Source organism: Streptococcus parasanguinis (genome assembly GCF_047465465.1).
GTDB classification, from domain to species: Bacteria; Bacillota; Bacilli; order Lactobacillales; family Streptococcaceae; genus Streptococcus; species Streptococcus parasanguinis_AI.
Map to the genome: position 1 here is coordinate 476,235 of NZ_JASGZU010000001.1, position 17,781 is coordinate 494,015.

Annotated in this window: 20 protein-coding genes and 1 riboswitch; of the genes, 19 read left to right on the forward strand and 1 reads right to left on the reverse strand. The window is 41.1% G+C overall.

The window, feature by feature from the left end; genetic code table 11:
• Positions 1 to 9 precede the first annotated feature (9 nt).
• The 11 genes from QM351_RS02470 to ilvD all read left to right on the forward strand — a co-directional run bounded on the left by QM351_RS02470 (position 10) and on the right by ilvD (position 10,896).
• Positions 10 to 669, forward strand: a complete 660-nt coding sequence (locus tag QM351_RS02470) for an endonuclease V (RefSeq protein WP_302849505.1) — start codon at positions 10 to 12, stop codon at positions 667 to 669.
• Positions 666 to 1,133, forward strand: coding sequence for a hypothetical protein (locus QM351_RS02475; protein ID WP_254728113.1), 468 nt, complete (start codon positions 666 to 668; stop codon positions 1,131 to 1,133). Before QM351_RS02470 ends, QM351_RS02475 begins: the two co-directional genes overlap by 4 nt.
• 34 nt (positions 1,134 to 1,167) lie before the next feature.
• The gene (locus tag QM351_RS02480; protein WP_254728115.1) at positions 1,168 to 1,689 is read left to right on the forward strand and encodes a hypothetical protein; all 522 of its coding nucleotides are present in this window, start codon (positions 1,168 to 1,170) and stop codon (positions 1,687 to 1,689) included.
• A gap of 84 nt (positions 1,690 to 1,773) precedes the next feature.
• Positions 1,774 to 2,652, forward strand: a complete 879-nt coding sequence (ifs, locus tag QM351_RS02485; RefSeq protein WP_414326418.1) for an NAD glycohydrolase toxin immunity factor — start codon at positions 1,774 to 1,776, stop codon at positions 2,650 to 2,652.
• Between the two features lie 88 nt (positions 2,653 to 2,740).
• Positions 2,741 to 3,655, forward strand: coding sequence for a hypothetical protein (locus QM351_RS02490; protein WP_414326420.1), 915 nt, complete (start codon positions 2,741 to 2,743; stop codon positions 3,653 to 3,655).
• A 32-nt stretch (positions 3,656 to 3,687) separates the two neighbouring features.
• A complete protein-coding gene (locus tag QM351_RS02495) occupies positions 3,688 to 4,413 on the forward strand; it encodes an alpha/beta fold hydrolase (RefSeq protein ID WP_195487213.1) in 726 nt (241 codons plus the stop codon).
• A gap of 182 nt (positions 4,414 to 4,595) precedes the next feature.
• Entirely contained in the window at positions 4,596 to 5,579 is a 984-nt protein-coding gene (guaC, locus tag QM351_RS02500; RefSeq protein ID WP_045759434.1) for a GMP reductase, read from the forward strand.
• Positions 5,569 to 5,664, forward strand: a riboswitch (purine riboswitch). Its footprint overlaps the gene before it by 11 nt.
• A 90-nt stretch (positions 5,665 to 5,754) precedes the next feature.
• Complete coding sequence (locus tag QM351_RS02505) at positions 5,755 to 6,336, forward strand: xanthine phosphoribosyltransferase (RefSeq protein WP_045759435.1); 582 nt, start codon at positions 5,755 to 5,757, stop codon at positions 6,334 to 6,336.
• A complete protein-coding gene (locus QM351_RS02510) occupies positions 6,336 to 7,598 on the forward strand; it encodes a nucleobase:cation symporter-2 family protein (RefSeq protein ID WP_195529457.1) in 1,263 nt (420 codons plus the stop codon). The genes QM351_RS02505 and QM351_RS02510 overlap by 1 nt, the downstream gene beginning before the upstream one ends.
• Before the next feature lie 109 nt (positions 7,599 to 7,707).
• Positions 7,708 to 9,051, forward strand: coding sequence for an MATE family efflux transporter (locus tag QM351_RS02515; protein ID WP_414326423.1), 1,344 nt, complete (start codon positions 7,708 to 7,710; stop codon positions 9,049 to 9,051).
• Between the two features lie 126 nt (positions 9,052 to 9,177).
• The gene (gene ilvD, locus QM351_RS02520; RefSeq protein WP_414326424.1) at positions 9,178 to 10,896 is read left to right on the forward strand and encodes a dihydroxy-acid dehydratase; all 1,719 of its coding nucleotides are present in this window, start codon (positions 9,178 to 9,180) and stop codon (positions 10,894 to 10,896) included.
• Between the two features lie 60 nt (positions 10,897 to 10,956).
• Here the strand turns inward: ilvD and QM351_RS02525 are convergent, their stop codons facing one another.
• Positions 10,957 to 11,139 carry a 4-oxalocrotonate tautomerase gene (locus tag QM351_RS02525; RefSeq protein WP_001117401.1) on the reverse strand — a complete coding sequence of 61 codons (183 nt, stop codon included), beginning with the start codon at positions 11,137 to 11,139 and terminating at the stop codon, positions 10,957 to 10,959.
• Between the two features lie 114 nt (positions 11,140 to 11,253).
• Here QM351_RS02525 and QM351_RS02530 point away from each other — a divergent pair, with 114 nt between their 5' ends.
• The 8 genes from QM351_RS02530 to QM351_RS02565 are packed head-to-tail and all read left to right on the forward strand — an operon-like array spanning position 11,254 to position 17,742.
• Complete coding sequence (locus tag QM351_RS02530; RefSeq protein WP_070674102.1) at positions 11,254 to 11,838, forward strand: thymidine kinase; 585 nt, start codon at positions 11,254 to 11,256, stop codon at positions 11,836 to 11,838.
• Positions 11,839 to 11,859: 21 nt separating this feature from the next.
• Positions 11,860 to 12,333 (forward strand): GNAT family N-acetyltransferase, encoded by a 474-nt coding sequence (locus QM351_RS02535; protein WP_254728124.1) that lies wholly within the window; start codon positions 11,860 to 11,862, stop codon positions 12,331 to 12,333.
• Between the two features lie 15 nt (positions 12,334 to 12,348).
• Positions 12,349 to 13,428, forward strand: a complete 1,080-nt coding sequence (prfA, locus tag QM351_RS02540) for a peptide chain release factor 1 (RefSeq protein ID WP_003007273.1) — start codon at positions 12,349 to 12,351, stop codon at positions 13,426 to 13,428.
• Positions 13,428 to 14,264 carry a peptide chain release factor N(5)-glutamine methyltransferase gene (gene prmC / locus QM351_RS02545; protein WP_414326425.1) on the forward strand — a complete coding sequence of 279 codons (837 nt, stop codon included), beginning with the start codon at positions 13,428 to 13,430 and terminating at the stop codon, positions 14,262 to 14,264. The genes prfA and prmC overlap by 1 nt, the downstream gene beginning before the upstream one ends.
• Positions 14,251 to 14,865 carry an L-threonylcarbamoyladenylate synthase gene (locus QM351_RS02550; protein ID WP_414326426.1) on the forward strand — a complete coding sequence of 205 codons (615 nt, stop codon included), beginning with the start codon at positions 14,251 to 14,253 and terminating at the stop codon, positions 14,863 to 14,865. The genes prmC and QM351_RS02550 overlap by 14 nt, the downstream gene beginning before the upstream one ends.
• Before the next feature lie 35 nt (positions 14,866 to 14,900).
• On the forward strand, positions 14,901 to 16,157 hold the full coding sequence (gene glyA, locus QM351_RS02555; protein ID WP_414326427.1) for a serine hydroxymethyltransferase: 1,257 nt from the start codon (positions 14,901 to 14,903) through the stop codon (positions 16,155 to 16,157).
• A gap of 8 nt (positions 16,158 to 16,165) precedes the next feature.
• Positions 16,166 to 17,140, forward strand: coding sequence for a nucleoid-associated protein (locus QM351_RS02560; RefSeq protein WP_414326428.1), 975 nt, complete (start codon positions 16,166 to 16,168; stop codon positions 17,138 to 17,140).
• A complete protein-coding gene (locus tag QM351_RS02565) occupies positions 17,140 to 17,742 on the forward strand; it encodes a lysozyme family protein (RefSeq protein WP_003007284.1) in 603 nt (200 codons plus the stop codon). The genes QM351_RS02560 and QM351_RS02565 overlap by 1 nt, the downstream gene beginning before the upstream one ends.
• The last annotated feature ends 39 nt before the right edge of the window (positions 17,743 to 17,781 follow it).

The following is a 17,781-nucleotide window of genomic DNA, read 5'->3' on the forward strand; positions in this document are numbered from 1 at the left end:
CAAAATCGCTTGAGATCTCAGATTGATTTGACGAATCGTTTCATACCTTCTGATATCCAATATGTGGCAGGAGTGGACCTTGCTTATTGGAAAGAAGGAGATAAGGAATACGGTGTTGCATGTATCGTTGTCATCGACCGTAAAACTATGGAAGCGTTGGAGGAAGTGAGTTACTCTGACGAAATCCATGTTCCTTATCTTCCTAGTTATTTAGCTTTTCGAGAGTTACCTTTGATTTTAGAGGCAGTAAAACTTTTAGGTGTTATACCAGATTTGTATATGTTTGATGGAAATGGATATTTGCATCCGCGCAATATGGGAATAGCGACACACGCTTCTTTCTACTTAAATAAGCCGACAATTGGCGTCGCTAAAAACTATTACCATATTGATGGGGCTCAATATACTGTCCCTGAAAATCGTGAGGGAGCTTATACAAATATTGTAAAAGACGGTGAAATTTATGGGCAAGTTTTACGGACTCATCAAGATGTCAAACCAATCTATATTTCTTGTGGGAATTGGATTGATCTGGAAACGACTCGGGAATTTGTTTTAGAATTTGTTACAAAAGATAGCCGTTTGCCAATCACAACACGATTCGCTGATATTATGTCACATCGAGAGAGAAATAAGAGAAAAAATATAGTTGGATTGGGGAAATTATGATCGAACCTAAGTACGGTGAAAATATTGTTGTTCTTTTTAAACATAAAAATAAATATACCTGGTATGTTTCGGATTTGGAATTCTGGTATATTGATTATGAGGTGGCACGCTATTCGCTTGATACTCTGTATGATGAGCGAAAACGTTCTTCGAAACTGACCAATGAAACATTGCCATATTTCTTAGAAGATATGGAAGCATACAAATGTAATCGAAATGAGCTGGGAGAAGCTTTTGCTAAATCGTATCAGGAAGATAGATTGAACGCAGTATACGACTTTAAACCTTCCCTGTTTATTGATATGGATGAGATGGAACTGTACTCGCAGTACGCAGAATACGTATCATTCGAAGAATATGTTTCAGAACCATGGAAAGGCAAATATAAATCATTTGGGGATAAGATTCCAGAAGAAGAAAAATTCTGGTTAGCTTGTGGCAGCGATGTATATGGTGAGGATTAATTACAATTGAAGAATAGATATAGGATAAATACTAGTGGATAAAGATCAATTAATAAACAAGCCAGAAATAAATATTGTTGGAGTTATTGCGAACCATAGGTTTAACTGGTACGTTTGTTCCAATGATATGTGGACAATGGATATTGATAAATATATTCAATCCTACAAGGAAGCAGGTTGGGATCTTGATTTTTCCTATTTACCTGAGATTCAACAGAATCTTTATGTGGTTACAAAAAACAATCTTGAGTCCTACTTAGAAATGTATAAAGATGATTGGCTGAAGGTGACCGTTGAAGAATTGATCTCAATGATCAAACGTTCAATGGAAGAGGAGAACTTGAATTCAGAGATTATTCTGGAAGGAAAAGCCTTGCTTCCGGATCTTTTCATCGATTTTGATAAAGAAGAATTTTATTCAAACCATCTGGGGATGAAAAACTACGAAAGATATGTGCCAAACGGATGGAAGTTTTTTTCAGGACGTTTTGATCATTTGATCCCCAAAGAGGAGCAATATTGGATTGAAGAGGGTGAGAATGTCAATTTAAGATAGTGAATGATATTGCACTATTATTTAATCGAAACGAAAGGTAGAGAAACGTCATGAAAGTTCATTTTAGATTCAATGGAGTAATAAATGAAGACATATAGACTAAAAAAAGATACCGAGTGGGATATTATGCGGTATAAAAAAGCTATTGAAAATCACAGAGAAATAGATGCTTTCTTAGGTATTGATCCCGAGTATAGAATTGGTCATCGAGACTCATATTATCAAGATATTACAGATACTCATATTTTGATAGAATATAGCCTTTATCCAATTTATGTAGAGGGAGATTTTGATATTCCAGATCGAACTTTTAATATTTTAAAGGAATTAGCTTCTAGTCAGTATATTATACATTTATATCAAGTTGTATCATTTATCAAAAAACAAGAGGATTTACTGGAAGAATATGATTCTTTACCTTTTATTATTGATGCGGAGGCCATAGTACCTATTGTTCTTGACAGAATTTATAATCTTCCTAATGAGAAAAAGGTGAATTATTACCGTAATATTTGTAATTTAATTGATTCTATGGAGCTTTTCAAAAACTGTGATAAAGAGAAAGTAGAATACATCATTAAAGAGCAAAAGAAAGAGGAAAATAAGAATAGAAGAAAAATTAAATCAGTTGCAGAGGTATGGCCAATTGTACTAGACGTTACGAGTATCGATGCGATGGGTGTTTCAGATGATCATCTAGAGTTGTTGTTGATTGATGAAAACAAATGGATAGAGTCATTAGAAGAGGAGCATCTCTTGAAGCTTCAAGAAAAACTCAACAACTACATCTACTTCCTCGAAAGCAAGCAGTATGTGGAGCGATATGGTGATAAGTTTGATAAAAAAATCATCCATATCACATTCCAGTATTCCCCATCTGATAATGGATTGGCCTTTCTTGCGGCGGTTCAGAAAGTGTTACAACCGACGGATATGAGTTTGAAGATAGAATTGCCGGAGTAATACCAACCCCTCGTTTAATAGAAATAGTTTGTGTAAAAAACTAGAGAATTGATTAAAAACTAGAAATAGATAGGAGAATGTTAATCGAATGAAATACCTAAAGGCCCTCAGCTTTCGGACTAAGGTGATTGTGAGTTTGATTTTGTTAGCTCTCTTTGCCTACTCTGCTTATTCCTATGTCTGGCCTAAATATGTTCAGTGGAAGGAAGACCATGAAGTACAGATTGTTAAAACAAAGGTAGAAAGAATCGAAACTTTTGGATCTCAGAATCGCTATGTTTATTATGAGACGAGTGGAGCTAATGGATCTTTTGTTTTATCCAATTATTATGTTGCAACTACAGATAAGTTTATTGGTAGCGGATCTAATCAACCGGTTGGATTATCATTTGATGTCTATGATCTTAATCATTTGAAGAATCCACCGAAAACGATTAACGTGGTCGAGCTTTTACAAACCTATGATCAGAGATACAAACTGGACTTTCAGGCAAGAGGAGGATATTCGGATAATGGTAGAGATTATATGGTTCTTTCTTTGGTAAATAAGGAGAACGATAAAGATAAAAAAGAAGTTGCTTTAGATTTAGAAAGTGAGAAGATCACACGGGCACTTCCTGAAGATAAGACAGAATATAAATGGCGCCCTTTTTCATTTTCTTATACCAATCTAGCTGATATAGCTAATGAGTACGGTTTTATAAGCTATTATGATTTATCTTACAGAAAGAATTTTAAAGTAAGAAAAGACGTTCAGCTAAATTTTATTAAAGAATATCCTGAATATTTTAAGAGGAATGGAGGATTAGCCTTTATTGTAGTTAGACAAGGAGACTACAATGATCCGGAAGCTATTTTCCAAGATATGCGCCATTGGTTTGCGCCAGTTGGTCAGGATAAATTAGATGTTATTGCAACAGATCCAAAGACAAATGAGCAAACTCCGATCAATACGTATAAAGAATACAGAGAGTGGTATGAAAAAAATCGCGATCACTTATAGTTTTCAGAATTTAAATAGTGAGGACAAAACACATGCAGTTTTATTTTATCGGTGGCCTAGGTAGCAATAGCTACCATCTGGCTCCGTTTATTGAAAAACTAGGCTTTCCCGTAACTTTTCTAGATCCCTATAGGGAAATGATTCGGACAGAAAAAGATCTTCATGCTTGGTTTCAAGGTCAGATTGGCCAGGCAGAAGAGATCTGTTTATTGGGGCATTCCTTGGGTGGAGATTTGGCTCGTTATCTGGCTGCTGAGTTTCCTCAGATTCAGGCTCTGATTCTCCTGGATGGTGGCTATCTGGATATGGAAAAGATCCTGCCTTTGGAGGAAGAGCTAGACGGCACATCGTCCTTCATGCAGCAGCAAGTCTTTGCAACTTTAGAAGAAGCTGTGTTATCCGAACTTGGTGATGGAGCAGATCCTACTCCTATAGCGCGAAAAGCGGTAGAGGCTAGCTATCGTTGGAATCCAGTGAGTGAACAATATGAATTAAATCTGGATCTCGAAAAGGTCATGGCTTTATTGCGTCTACGGCGTCAGATCAAGACTTACCAGATTCCACTGGCAGACCTGCCTGTTCTCTTTATTGGACCTCGATACCAAGAAGAGCCTGAATGGAGAAAAGAAGCTCTGAAGCAACTAGATCCCCAGATCAAGCAAGTATTGCTAGAAGGTTTGGGACACGAACTATATACAGAGGCGCCAGAAATTGTAGCTAGAGAAGTCAACAATTGGCTCCAAAATGTTCATAAATAAAACCTTTTTCTCTGTTTGAAACAGGTTTTTATCTTGTAATTTCCGAACGTTATTTCCTATAAAATCATTCCCGTTGCATTAGGTCCGTATCTTTGGTATAATCTATCAAGGAAACGTCAAGAGACGTAGCGATGCGCTTGCGCATAGGTAGGTCAGTTTTTAGAAAAGAGATTTTTCAATCTATGTTAAATGAATTTCCTATTTTCGACTATGAAGATATTCAGTTGATCCCCAACAAATGTATCATCAATAGCCGCTCAGAAGCAGATACAACCGTTCAATTTGGAAATCATACCTTCAAGCTTCCAGTTGTTCCAGCCAATATGCAGACAATCTTGGATGAGAATGTAGCAGAGCAGTTGGCGCGTGGTGGATACTTCTACATCATGCACCGTTTTGATGAAGAGGGTCGGATTCCTTTTGTCAAACGCATGCATGATCAAGGTTTGATCGCTTCCATTTCGGTTGGTGTTAAGGAATACGAATACGACTTTGTGAGTCAATTAAAGGCAGATGCGCCTGAGTACATCACTATTGATATCGCACACGGTCATGCGGATAGTGTCATTCGGATGATTCAACACATCAAGAAAGAATTGCCAGATACCTTTGTCATTGCTGGAAATGTTGGAACTCCTGAAGCTGTTCGTGAATTGGAAAATGCGGGAGCTGATGCGACTAAGGTCGGAATCGGCCCTGGTAAGGTTTGTATCACCAAAGTGAAGACTGGATTTGGTACAGGTGGTTGGCAATTGGCTGCTCTTCGCTGGTGCTCAAAAGCAGCTCGTAAGCCAATCATTGCGGACGGTGGTATTCGGACTCATGGTGATATTGCCAAATCGATTCGTTTCGGGGCGTCTATGGTCATGATCGGTTCTCTCTTTGCAGGACATATCGAAAGTCCTGGTAAAACAGTAGAGATTGATGGAGAGTCTTTCAAAGAGTACTATGGATCTGCTTCCGAGTACCAAAAAGGCGCTTATAAGAACGTCGAAGGTAAGAAGATTTTATTGCCTGCCAAGGGTCATTTGCAAGACACCTTAACGGAAATGGAACAAGATTTGCAAAGTTCGATCTCTTATGCAGGAGGCCGAAAATTAGCAGATTTGAAACACGTTGACTATGTGATCGTTAAGAATTCTATCTGGAATGGCGATGCACACTAATTGAATTACTTATTTATTTCACGAATGGGCGTGATGTTTCTACAAGGTGCCGGAACACCTAACAATAAGTAAGTCGGGATTATCTCTCTTTCTAGAGAGATTTCAAGGCTTGCTTAGCAGGCCTTTTTGTGTTTTGTGAATGAGTAGAGGATTTTTTAAAAAAGTAGGAGGAAGTATGAAATTACTTGAAGAGCGCATCTTAAAAGATGGCAATGTTTTAGGTGAGAGTATCCTCAAGGTGGACTCCTTTTTGACCCACCAAGTGGATTTCAAATTGATGAAAGAAATTGGTCAGACTTTTGCGGACCGGTTCAAAGATGCTGGTGTGACCAAAGTCGTGACCATTGAAGCATCTGGGATTGCACCTGCCCTTTATGTAGCTGAAGCACTGGATGTTCCCATGATCTTTGCTAAAAAGGCGAAAAACATCACGATGAATGAGGGCATCTTGACGGCTGAGGTTTATTCCTTTACCAAGCAAGTCACCAGCACAGTTTCGATTGCTGGTAAATTCTTGGATCCATCAGATAAGGTTTTGATCATTGACGATTTCCTTGCAAATGGGCAAGCAGCCAAAGGCTTGATTCAAATCATCGAACAAGCCGGGGCTCAAGTCGAAGCGATTGGGATCGTGATTGAAAAATCCTTCCAAGATGGACGGGGATTGTTAGAAGAGTTGGGATATCCAGTTGTATCCCTCGCACGTTTGGACCGTTTTGAAAATGGTCAGGTTGTATTCAAGGAGGCAGACATCTAATGCAAAAACAAGAAAGCCATTCACAGGCGGCCATTCTAGGCTTGCAACATCTTTTGGCCATGTATTCGGGATCTATTTTGGTGCCGATCATGATCGCAGGAGCTTTGGGCTATAACGCTCATCAACTAACCTACCTCATCTCTACAGATATCTTCATGTGTGGGGTCGCAACTTTCCTTCAAGTGCAGCTCAATAAATACTTTGGGATCGGTCTTCCGGTAGTCCTTGGGGTTGCCTTCCAGTCGGTAGCACCTCTTAGCATGATCGGAGCTAGCCATGGTAGTGGGGCTATGTTTGGTGCCTTGATTGTCTCAGGGATTTATGTCATCCTTGTCTCTGGTTTCTTCTCTAAGATTGCTAATCTCTTCCCATCTATTGTAACGGGATCTGTTATTACAACCATTGGTTTGACTTTGATTCCAGTAGCGATTGGAAATATGGGAAATAATGCGCCAAAACCAACCGTTCAAAGCTTGATTTTGGCTGTGGTGACTATTCTCATCATTTTAGTTGTTAATATCTATACGACTGGTTTTATTAAATCCATTTCAATTTTGATTGGTTTGATCACAGGTACTGCCATTGCGGCTTCTATGGGCTTGGTGGATTTCACACCTGTATCGCAAGCACCAGTGATTCACGTTCCAACGCCATTCTTCTTTGGAGCTCCTAAGTTTGAAATCACCTCCATCTTAATGATGTGTATCATCGCAACAGTTTCTATGGTGGAATCAACAGGTGTCTATCTTGCTCTTTCTGATATTACTAAAGATCCAATTAATAGCACGCGCCTTCGCAATGGTTATCGCGCTGAAGGGTTGGCCGTCCTTCTCGGCGGTATCTTCAACACCTTCCCTTACACCGGATTCTCACAAAACGTTGGCTTGGTGAAATTGTCTGGTATCAAGACTCGTCTCCCAATCTATTATGCGGCTGGTTTCCTTGTTCTTCTTGGTCTCCTGCCTAAGTTTGGAGCTCTGGCACAAATCATTCCAAGTCCAGTTCTTGGGGGAGCGATGCTAGTGATGTTTGGTTTTGTATCGATTCAAGGGATGCAGATTCTTGCGCGTGTTGATTTTGAACACAATGAGCACAATTTCTTGATCGCTGCTGTATCGATTGCTGCAGGGGTTGGTTTGAACAACAGCACCCTCTTCAATGGCCTTCCAACAGGATTCCAAATGTTCTTTGCTAACGGAATTGTCGTTGCCAGTGTCTTGGCGATCGTTCTCAATGCTATTTTAAACCGCAACAAACACTAATCTCACATGAACCGGAGGTCCTTGGATCTTCGGTTTTTTGACTTTTAAGGAAACATATAGTAGAGTGGAAGAGGAGAAAATCTTATTTGATGAGAAGAGAGTTAGAATCATGTATGTAACCTATCACTTTAAAGAGCGCTTGCGCTTGTTTTTGAGTCTATTTTTGCCGATTTTAATCTACCAATTAGCCAATTATTCAGCCAGCTTTGTCGATACAGCCATGACTGGTCAGTACCGGACCCTTGATTTGGCTGGTGTTTCTACAGCTACCAGTCTGTGGAATCCATTTTTTACTTTCCTGACAGGGATTGTCTCTGCGCTGACGCCGATTGTTGGGCATCATTTAGGCAAGGGAAATAAAGAACGGATTGCTGGCGATTTTTACCAATTCCTCTATAAGTCATTTGGTATGGCCATTCTCTTAATAGGCTTTGTTTGGTGGATTGCGCCCATGATTCTCAGGCAGATCGGTTTAGAAAATGTTGTTGCCCAAATAGCCATTCGCTATTTATATTTCCTTTCTCTAGGAATCTTACCTTTGTTGCTCTTTAGTATCGTGCGGACCTTCCTCGATACTTTGGGAATGACGCGTCTATCCATGTACTTGATGCTCTTGCTCTTGCCTTTGAATGCTTGTTTTAACTATATCCTGATCTATGGGGCATTTGGTTTTCCTGAGATGGGAGGAGCAGGAGCAGGACTTGGAACCTCTCTGGCCTACTGGGTCTTGCTGGTTATTGCGGTTTTGATCTTGTGCAAGCATCCCAAGGTAGCACCTTTCCAATTGTGGAAGCCGCAGCCTTATGATTTTAAAGGGATGAAAGAAGTATTGCGACTTGGGCTTCCAATCGGTGGAATTGTCTTTGCAGAAGTTATCATTTTCTCGTTGGTTGGTCTGTTAATGGCAAAATTCCCATCACTGACCATCGCGAGCCACCAATCAGCCATGAATTTTTCTACCCTGATGTATGCTTTCCCGGTTAGTATCTCTAGTACCATGGCGATTATCGTATCTTACGAACTGGGAGCAGGAAGACCAGAAGTGGTCAAACAATATTGCCGTTTGGGACGACTGACAGCATTTGGATTTGCCATTGTCACTCTCGTCTTTCTCTATACATTCCGCTTCCAACTAGCAGGGCTGTATGGCAAGGATCCAATTTTTGTGCAACAAACAGCTATTTTCATGACCTATAGTCTCTTTTTCCAAGTGGCTGATACTTTTGCAGCACCCCTACAAGGGATTTTGCGAGGGTATAAAGATACAACCGTTCCATTCTTATTAGGAGTCTTTAGTTATTGGTGCATTTCTATCCCACTAGGGATTTTCCTTGATCATGTGACCAACTTGGGTCCATACGCCTATTGGATCGGCCTTATTTCTAGCCTTGTCGTGAGTGGAATTTGTTACCAGCTTCGGCTCTGGCAGATCGAAAAAAAGCAGGCAAACTAAAATGAAGTCTGGGAAACCAGGCTTTTTGTGTACCGTGAATATTATAAATTTTCTGAAAGTTCTTGACAATTGATGTCAAAGTGGTAAGATTAGGAGGTAGAAATGAAGAACTAGAAGGAGAACAAGATGAGAAGTGATATGATCAAAATGGGGATCGACCGAGCACCAGCGCGTGGTCTCCTCTATGCGACAGGGCAAGTAAAATCAGCAAAGGATATGCAAAAGCCCTTTATTGCCATTTGTAACTCCTATATTGATATCGTTCCAGGCCATGTTCACCTGCGTGAATTAGCAGATGTTGCTAAGGAAGCTATTCGCGAGGCTGGTGGGATTCCTTTTGAATTTAATACCATCGGTGTCGATGATGGAATTGCTATGGGACATATCGGGATGCGTTATAGTTTGCCATCACGCGAGTTGATCGCAGATGCTGCTGAAACAGTCATCAACGCCCACTGGTTTGACGGTGTTTTCTATATTCCCAACTGTGACAAGATTACACCAGGAATGATTTTGGCAGCTATGCGGACCAATGTGCCAGCTGTATTTTGTTCTGGTGGACCTATGAAGGGTGGCGTTGACATGACGGGGCATCAGGCGACTCTCTCAAGTTTGTTTGAAGCTGTCGGTACTTATCAAGCTGGTGATATGGGCATGGATGAGCTGGATTTCTTGGAAAAAAATGCCTGCCCAACTTGTGGCTCTTGCTCTGGTATGTTTACCGCCAATTCCATGAACTGTTTGATGGAAGTATTAGGTCTTGCTCTTCCAGGAAATGGTACCATCCTAGCTGTTTCAGATGAACGCCGCGAATTGGTTCGCCAAGCAGCCAAACAATTGGTGGAGAATATTAAAAAAGATATCCGTCCACGGGATATTGTGACCAAAGAAGCTATCGATGATGCCTTTGCGCTTGATATGGCCATGGGTGGTTCAACCAATACGGTTCTCCATACACTTGCGATTGCGCGTGAGGCAGGGATTGACTATGATCTCAAAGATATCAACGAAATTGCCAAGAAGACACCTTATCTCTCTAAAATTGCACCTTCAAGTGTTTACACTATGCATGATGTGCAAGAAGCTGGTGGTGTTCCAGCCATTATCAATCAGTTGATCAAAAAAGGTGCTATTAAGGGTGATCGTATTACAGTTACTGGTAAAACCTTGAAAGAAAACGTAGCTGGTGCGGAAATCAAAAATGAAGAAATTATCCATCCAATTGAGCATCCTATCTCACCAGTTGGTGGTTTGTCTATCCTTTACGGAAATATTGCTCAAGATGGGGCGGTCATCAAGGTCGGTGGCGTCGATCCGTCTGTGACCACTTTCCGCGGTAAGGCTATTTGTTGTGATTCACAAGATCAAGCCCTTGAGTTGATTGACAATGGAACAGTCAAGAAGGGACATGTCGTTGTCATTCGTTACGAAGGTCCGCAAGGTGGTCCTGGTATGCCAGAGATGCTTGCGCCAACTTCTAAGATTGTCGGACGCGGTCTTGGTAAGGATGTGGCTCTCATTACGGATGGTCGTTTCTCAGGAGCTACTCGTGGGATTGCGATTGGTCACGTTTCTCCAGAAGCAGCAGAAGGTGGTAATATCGCCTTAATCGAAGATGGGGATGAAATCGTGATTGATCTTCCAAATCGTACCCTTGATTTGCTTGTCGATGATGCAACGCTTGAAGAACGCCGTAAACACTTGAAACCTTTCAAATCTAAGATTTCAAGCGGATGGTTGCGCCGCTACACTGCATTTGCTAAATCAGCTAATGTCGGTGGAACTCTGATGAGTGATGAAGAATTTGAAGAACGTAAAGCAGAACGTCAAGCACAAGAAAAATAAAACAAAAACCTTTCCTGCTATGTGTTATCACAAGCAAGAAAGGTTTTTCTAGTGGAAATATTATTTGGTGCGCATTTCACCTTGAGGGAAGTAGGTTCCTTCAGGCATATCATTAATGATAACGTGAACAGCTGACTGAGGAGCGCCAGTATTGCGGACAACAGCCTCCGTTACTTCTTTAGCGAGGGCTTTCTTTTGTTCCAAAGTGCGTCCTTCAAATAGATCAATTCGTACAAATGGCATATGGCCACCTCCTAAATTTTTTATAGGACTATTTTATCACATTTTGGGATACAAAGGTCAGCAAAATTATGGTAAAATGATAATGAAACACATTTTAGAGAGAACAGAAGGAAAATGGCACAATTATATTATAAATATGGGACCATGAACTCAGGTAAAACCATTGAGATTTTGAAGGTGGCCCATAATTATGAAGAGCAAGGCAAAAGCGTCGTTATCATGACCTCAGCAATCGATACGCGTGATGGATTTGGAGTGGTTTCTAGCCGGATCGGTATGAAACGGGAAGCCGTTGCGATCGAAGACGAAACCGATATCTTTGGCTTTATTAAAAACCAAGCAATCAAACCTTACTGTGTCTTAATCGATGAAGCTCAGTTTTTGAAACGCCACCATGTCTATGATCTGGCAAGAGTCGTTGATGAACTGGATGTGCCGGTGATGGCTTTTGGCCTCAAAAATGATTTTCGAAATGAACTCTTTGAAGGTTCTAAACACCTCCTCTTGTTAGCGGACAAGATCGAGGAAATCAAAACCATCTGCCAATACTGTTCCCGAAAGGCGACCATGGTCTTGCGCACCCAAGCGGGCAAACCTGTCTACGACGGAGAGCAGATCCAGATTGGTGGACACGAGACCTATATCTCGGTTTGCCGCAAGCATTATTTTAATCCGGACATACCAACTGAAAGCGTCTAGAACGTTTTAGAGAGGATAATAATGTCTATTTGTTTAAAAGATATTACAATAGAGAATTATTTTGACGTTTTAAATCTAGAAGTTCATCCAAACCAAAGGAATTTTATTGCATCCAATTCCATTAGTTTAGCTGAAGCCTATGTATATGATAAAAATGGTGATTTTATAGCTCCCTTAGCAGTTTATGATAAGGAAGTATTAGTTGGTTTTGTTATGATTGCCTATGACCGGAAAATTGGGATCAGTAAGGGGAACTACTTGTTATTTCGTTTTATGATCGATAAACGATTTCAAGGTTTAGGCTATTTTAAACCGACTATGGATGCAGTCATTGACTTTGTTCGAACAGAGCCAGCTGGAAAAGCAACAAGTCTTTGGTTATCTTATGAACCGGAAAATAATCAAGCGAGATCTTGCTATCTCCATTATGGATTTAAAGAAACTGGCCAAGTCATAGAAGACGAAATTGTAGCAATCTATGATCTAACAACCTAGAATTAAGGAGCAAACATGAATATCTATGATCAACTACAAGCTGTAGAAGACCGTTATGAAGAGTTAGGGGAATTATTGAGTGACCCAGATGTGGTCTCTGATACCAAACGCTTTATGGAGCTTTCAAAAGAAGAGGCTTCCACTCGCGACACGGTGACAGCCTACCGAGAGTACAAGCAAGTGCTTCAAAATATCGTCGATGCTGAAGAAATGATCAAGGAAGCAGGCGGCGATGCAGATTTGGAAGAAATGGCCAAGCAAGAGCTGAAAGATGCCAAGGCTGAAAAAGAAGAGTACGAAGAAAAACTGAAGATCTTACTTCTTCCAAAAGATCCAAACGATGACAAGAACATTATCTTGGAAATCCGTGGGGCAGCAGGAGGAGACGAAGCACAGTTGTTTGCTGGCGACCTCTTGCAGATGTACCAAAAATATGCGGAAAGCCAAGGCTGGCGCTTTGAGGTCATGGAAGCCTCTTACAATGGCGTTGGTGGGATCAAAGAAGTCGTAGCCATGGTATCTGGTCAATCTGTCTATTCAAAACTTAAGTACGAATCAGGCGCCCACCGGGTGCAACGGGTTCCTGTGACAGAAAGCCAAGGTCGTGTCCATACCTCTACAGCAACCGTTCTGGTCATGCCAGAAATCGAAGAAGTTGAGTACGACATTGATCCAAAAGACCTTCGGATTGACATCTACCACGCATCTGGTGCGGGTGGACAAAACGTCAACAAGGTTGCAACAGCCGTTCGTATCGTCCACTTGCCAACCAATATCAAGGTAGAGATGCAGGAAGAACGGACGCAACAAAAGAACCGTGAAAAAGCCATGAAGATCATTCGTGCGCGTGTGGCTGACCACTTCGCTCAGATTGCCCAAGACGAGCAAGACGCAGAGCGGAAGTCAACTATCGGTACTGGTGACCGTTCAGAGCGGATCCGGACTTATAACTTCCCTCAAAACCGTGTGACTGATCACCGGATTGGCTTGACCCTTCAAAAACTGGATACTATCTTATCTGGTAAATTAGATGAAGTGGTCGATGCTTTGGTCTTGTATGATCAAACACAAAAACTAGAAGAGTTGAATAAATAATGTTGTTGGGATCATTATTAGCCCAGTATGAAGAAGCATTAATAGCAGTTGGAGAGGAAGCAGAAAGCCTCTCCTTCGCATATCGTGCTTTAAAAAACTGGACCTTTACAGACTTTGTCCTTGCCTTGCAAAAAGAAGTGGAAGTAGAGGATCAGGACTTGCTTCGATCCATCTTTGAGCAGTTGAAACATCACATCCCTGCCCAATATATTATTGGGAGTGCAGAATTTTGTGGCCATGTTTTTACAGTTGATGAGCGCGTGCTGATTCCACGCCCAGAGACTGAGGAGTTGGTCGCTCTCATACTTGAGGAAAACGATGGGGAATCCTTACGAGTTCTGGATGTTGGAACAGGAAGTGGTGCCATTGCCATTAGCATAGCCCTTGCTAGACCTAACTGGCAGATTCAAGCTAGTGATGTGTCAGAGGAGGCTTTGGAGCTTGCTCAAGAAAATGCCCAGCAGTTAGAAGTAATCCTTAATTTTAAGTATTCTGATGTTCTGGATCATCTAAAAGGTCCTTACGACTTGATTGTTTCCAATCCACCCTATATCTCACAGGACGATGTAGAAGAAGTTGGAGCTAATGTATTAGCCTCTGAACCTCACTTAGCTCTCTTTGCAGACCGTGATGGCTATGCCATCTACGAAAAAATTGCTCAGCAAGCACCAAGTGTTTTAACACCAGAAGGAAAGATCTATCTAGAAATTGGCTATAAGCAAGGAAGCAAGGTAAAAGAGCTTTTTCAAGAGGCATTTTCCAACAAACAAGTTCGAGTTTTGAAAGACCAATTTGGACAAGATAGAATGGTAGTAGTAGACAATGGATCACATTGAGAAAGAATTAGAAGCAGGACGTGCGGTTATTCTGCCAACTGAAACAGTCTATGGCATTTTCGCTAAAGCTTTGGATCAAGAGGCAGTTGATTATATTTACGAATTAAAACGTAGACCTAGAGAGAAAGCCCTGAACTTGAATGTAGCAAATGAAGAAGGTGTTCGAATTTATTCGAAAAATCAACCTAGCTATTTAACAAAACTGATTGATTCATTTTTACCTGGGCCTTTAACTATTATTCTTCAAGCAAATGAAAAGGTGCCTGACTGGATTCATTCAGGGATGTCTACGGTTGGCTTTCGGATGCCAGCCCATCCAAAGACCTTGGAATTAATTCGTAAATATGGTCCTTTAGTTGGTCCTTCTGCAAATCTATCTGGACATGCTAGCGGAACAAAGTATAAAGCTATTGTAAAAGAATTCGATCAGGTAATTCCTGGCTTTGAGGACGATGCTTTCCTTACTGGGCAAGATTCGACTATCCTAGATATTTCTGGGACCAAGGCCAGGATTTTACGACAAGGTTCGATTACGAAAGCTAATTTGCTTGCACAAGTGCCCGAGCTTATCTTTGAGGAAGATGACCTTCCTCTGTCATAATGTATATAAAAAAATTTTTAATAAGGAGTAGACGGATGATTTTTGATAAAGAAGATTACAAAGCCTATGATGCAGACCTATGGAATGCGATCGCTAAAGAAGAGGAACGCCAACAAAACAATATCGAGTTGATTGCTTCTGAAAATGTCGTCTCTAAGGCGGTTATGGCAGCGCAAGGGTCTATTCTGACCAATAAATATGCAGAAGGTTATCCAGGTCGCCGTTACTACGGTGGGACTGATGTTGTAGACATCGTCGAAAGCATGGCCATCGAACGCGCTAAGGAAATTTTTGGGGCTAAGTTTGCCAATGTTCAACCCCACTCAGGTAGTCAGGCCAACTGTGCTGCCTATATGGCCTTGATTGAACCTGGTGACACTGTCATGGGGATGGATCTAGCTGCCGGTGGGCATTTGACGCACGGAGCTTCTGTGAGCTTCTCTGGTCAAACTTATAACTTTGTGTCCTATAGTGTAGATCCGGAAACAGAACTCTTGGATTTTGACGCCATCTTAAAACAAGCCCAAGAAGTCAAACCAAAACTTATTGTTGCTGGTGCCTCAGCATACTCTCACATTATTGATTTCTCAAAATTCCGTGAAATTGCAGATGCAGTAGGAGCTAAGCTCATGGTTGATATGGCCCATATTGCTGGTCTAGTTGCAGCAGGTCTTCACCCAAGTCCAGTTCCTTATGCCCATATCACGACAACAACCACTCACAAGACCCTTCGTGGTCCTCGTGGTGGCTTGATCTTGACCAATGACGAGGAGTTAGCTAAGAAAATTAATTCTGCTATCTTCCCTGGTATTCAAGGAGGACCACTAGAGCATGTCGTTGCAGCTAAAGCCGTTGCTTTCAAAGAAGCGTTGGATCCTGCCTTTAAAGAGTATGCAGCTAACGTGATTAAGAACAGTCAGGCTATGGCTGATGTCTTCTTGCAAGATCCTGATTTCCGTGTCATTTCAGGCGGAACTGAGAACCACCTTTTCCTTGTCGATGTGACTAAAGTCGTTGAAAATGGGAAAGTGGCGCAAAACTTACTGGACGAGGTCAACATTACCCTCAACAAGAACTCTATTCCTTATGAAACCTTGTCTCCATTTAAGACCAGTGGGATTCGGATTGGTGCAGCAGCCATCACTGCTCGCGGTTTTGGTGAAAAAGAAAGTCGCACCGTTGCTGAACTCATGATCAAAGCGCTGAAGAATGCAGATAAAGAAGCAGTATTAGAAGAGGTGCGTGCTCAAGTTAAAGCCTTGACAGATGCCTTCCCACTTTACGAGGACTAAATCATCTTATGGATATTTACGTAAAGAAAGCCATCATTCATCAATTTAGCCCAGATGATACCGATCTCTATCTGGCAGATAAATTCCTCAATATCACGCCTAAAATTGAGGAATACTTGCGCAAGAAGATTGAGCGAGTTTATTCCGATGAAGCCAGGACCGGTATTTTCGAAGAGGACAATCCTTTTCTTGAGATGATTTCAGATGATCTGTTAGAAACATCTGTCGCAGTAGCGAATCGCTGGAAGGAAGAATTTGTCGTCTCTGAGAATCAAAAGACCAACGATTTGGTATTCGTCCAATTCTCGAAAGAAGGAGTGGAGCATTTTGCCTTTCTTCGAATCGCTTTACGAGAAACCTTGACCCATCTTGGCGGTGAAGTGGACAATCCGATTAAGCTGACGCAAAACAATCTACCTGGTTTTGGGACTGGTGCTGATGAAGCCTTGGTCATTAATCTTCAAAGCCACAAATACCACTTGATTGAAAAACGGATCAAGTATAACGGGACCTTCTTGAATTATTTTTCTGAGAATCTCTTGCAGGCGCAACCCAAGATTTCTCCTAAAAAATCGATCAAGGCTCTAGAAAAAACAGCCCAGAAGATTGCGGAAAGCTTTAATACAGATGATTTTCAATTTCAATCAAAGGTTAAATCAGCTATTTTCAATCATATCGAGGAAGAAAATAAACTCTCTCCAGAGAAATTAGCAGATGATCTCTTTGATGATAACCTGACAGCCCGCCTCAGTTTTATTGACCAAGTTAAAGAAGCGGTACCTGAACCTGTCACTTTTGAAGAAATTGATGCAAGTCGTCAGTTGAAGAAGTTCGAAAATCAGAAATTGTCATTGTCAAATGGAATTGAACTGATCGTTCCGAATAATGTCTATGAAGATGCAGAATCTGTTGAATTTATTCTAAACGAGAACGGGACCTATTCTATTCTGATCAAAAACATTGAGGATATACAGAGTAAATAATGATTAAACGCATAGTGAAGATCTTCTTATTCATCTTACTTATATTTGGAATCTACAAGGGGATCCAGATCCACCATGATGTTAAACAAGTCATGCAGTATCGCTCTTTGGTTAGAGAAGTCCTTGCTGAGGAGGATACCACAGCCAATGAAAACCTCATTCTGGCTATGATCTATACAGAGACCAAAGGTCGAGAGGACGATGTCATGCAGGCTAGCGAGAGTGCAAGTGGTGAGACCAATACCATTAGTGATAATAAGGCCAGCATTCGCCAAGGTATTCAGACTCTTTCAGATGAGTTGAAAGAAGCCAAGAAAAAAGGGGTTGATAGCTGGACAGCCGTTCAAGCCTATAATTTCGGGAAGGACTACATTGATTATGTAGCTAAACACGGTGGAACCAATTCCCTAGAGTTGGCCCGAGCTTATTCGCGGGATGTAGTAGCGCCAAGCCTTGGCAATGTAACCGGAGAAACCTATCTTTATCTTCACCCTATTTCCCTATTAAATGGGATGGAACTCTACATTAATGGGGGGAACATTTATTATTCTCGTTTAGTAGAAACTAATATGACAATTATGAAGTTATTTTCATGGTTTTAATCATTTTCCAGAGAGCCAATTGGCTCTTTTTTAAGCTGA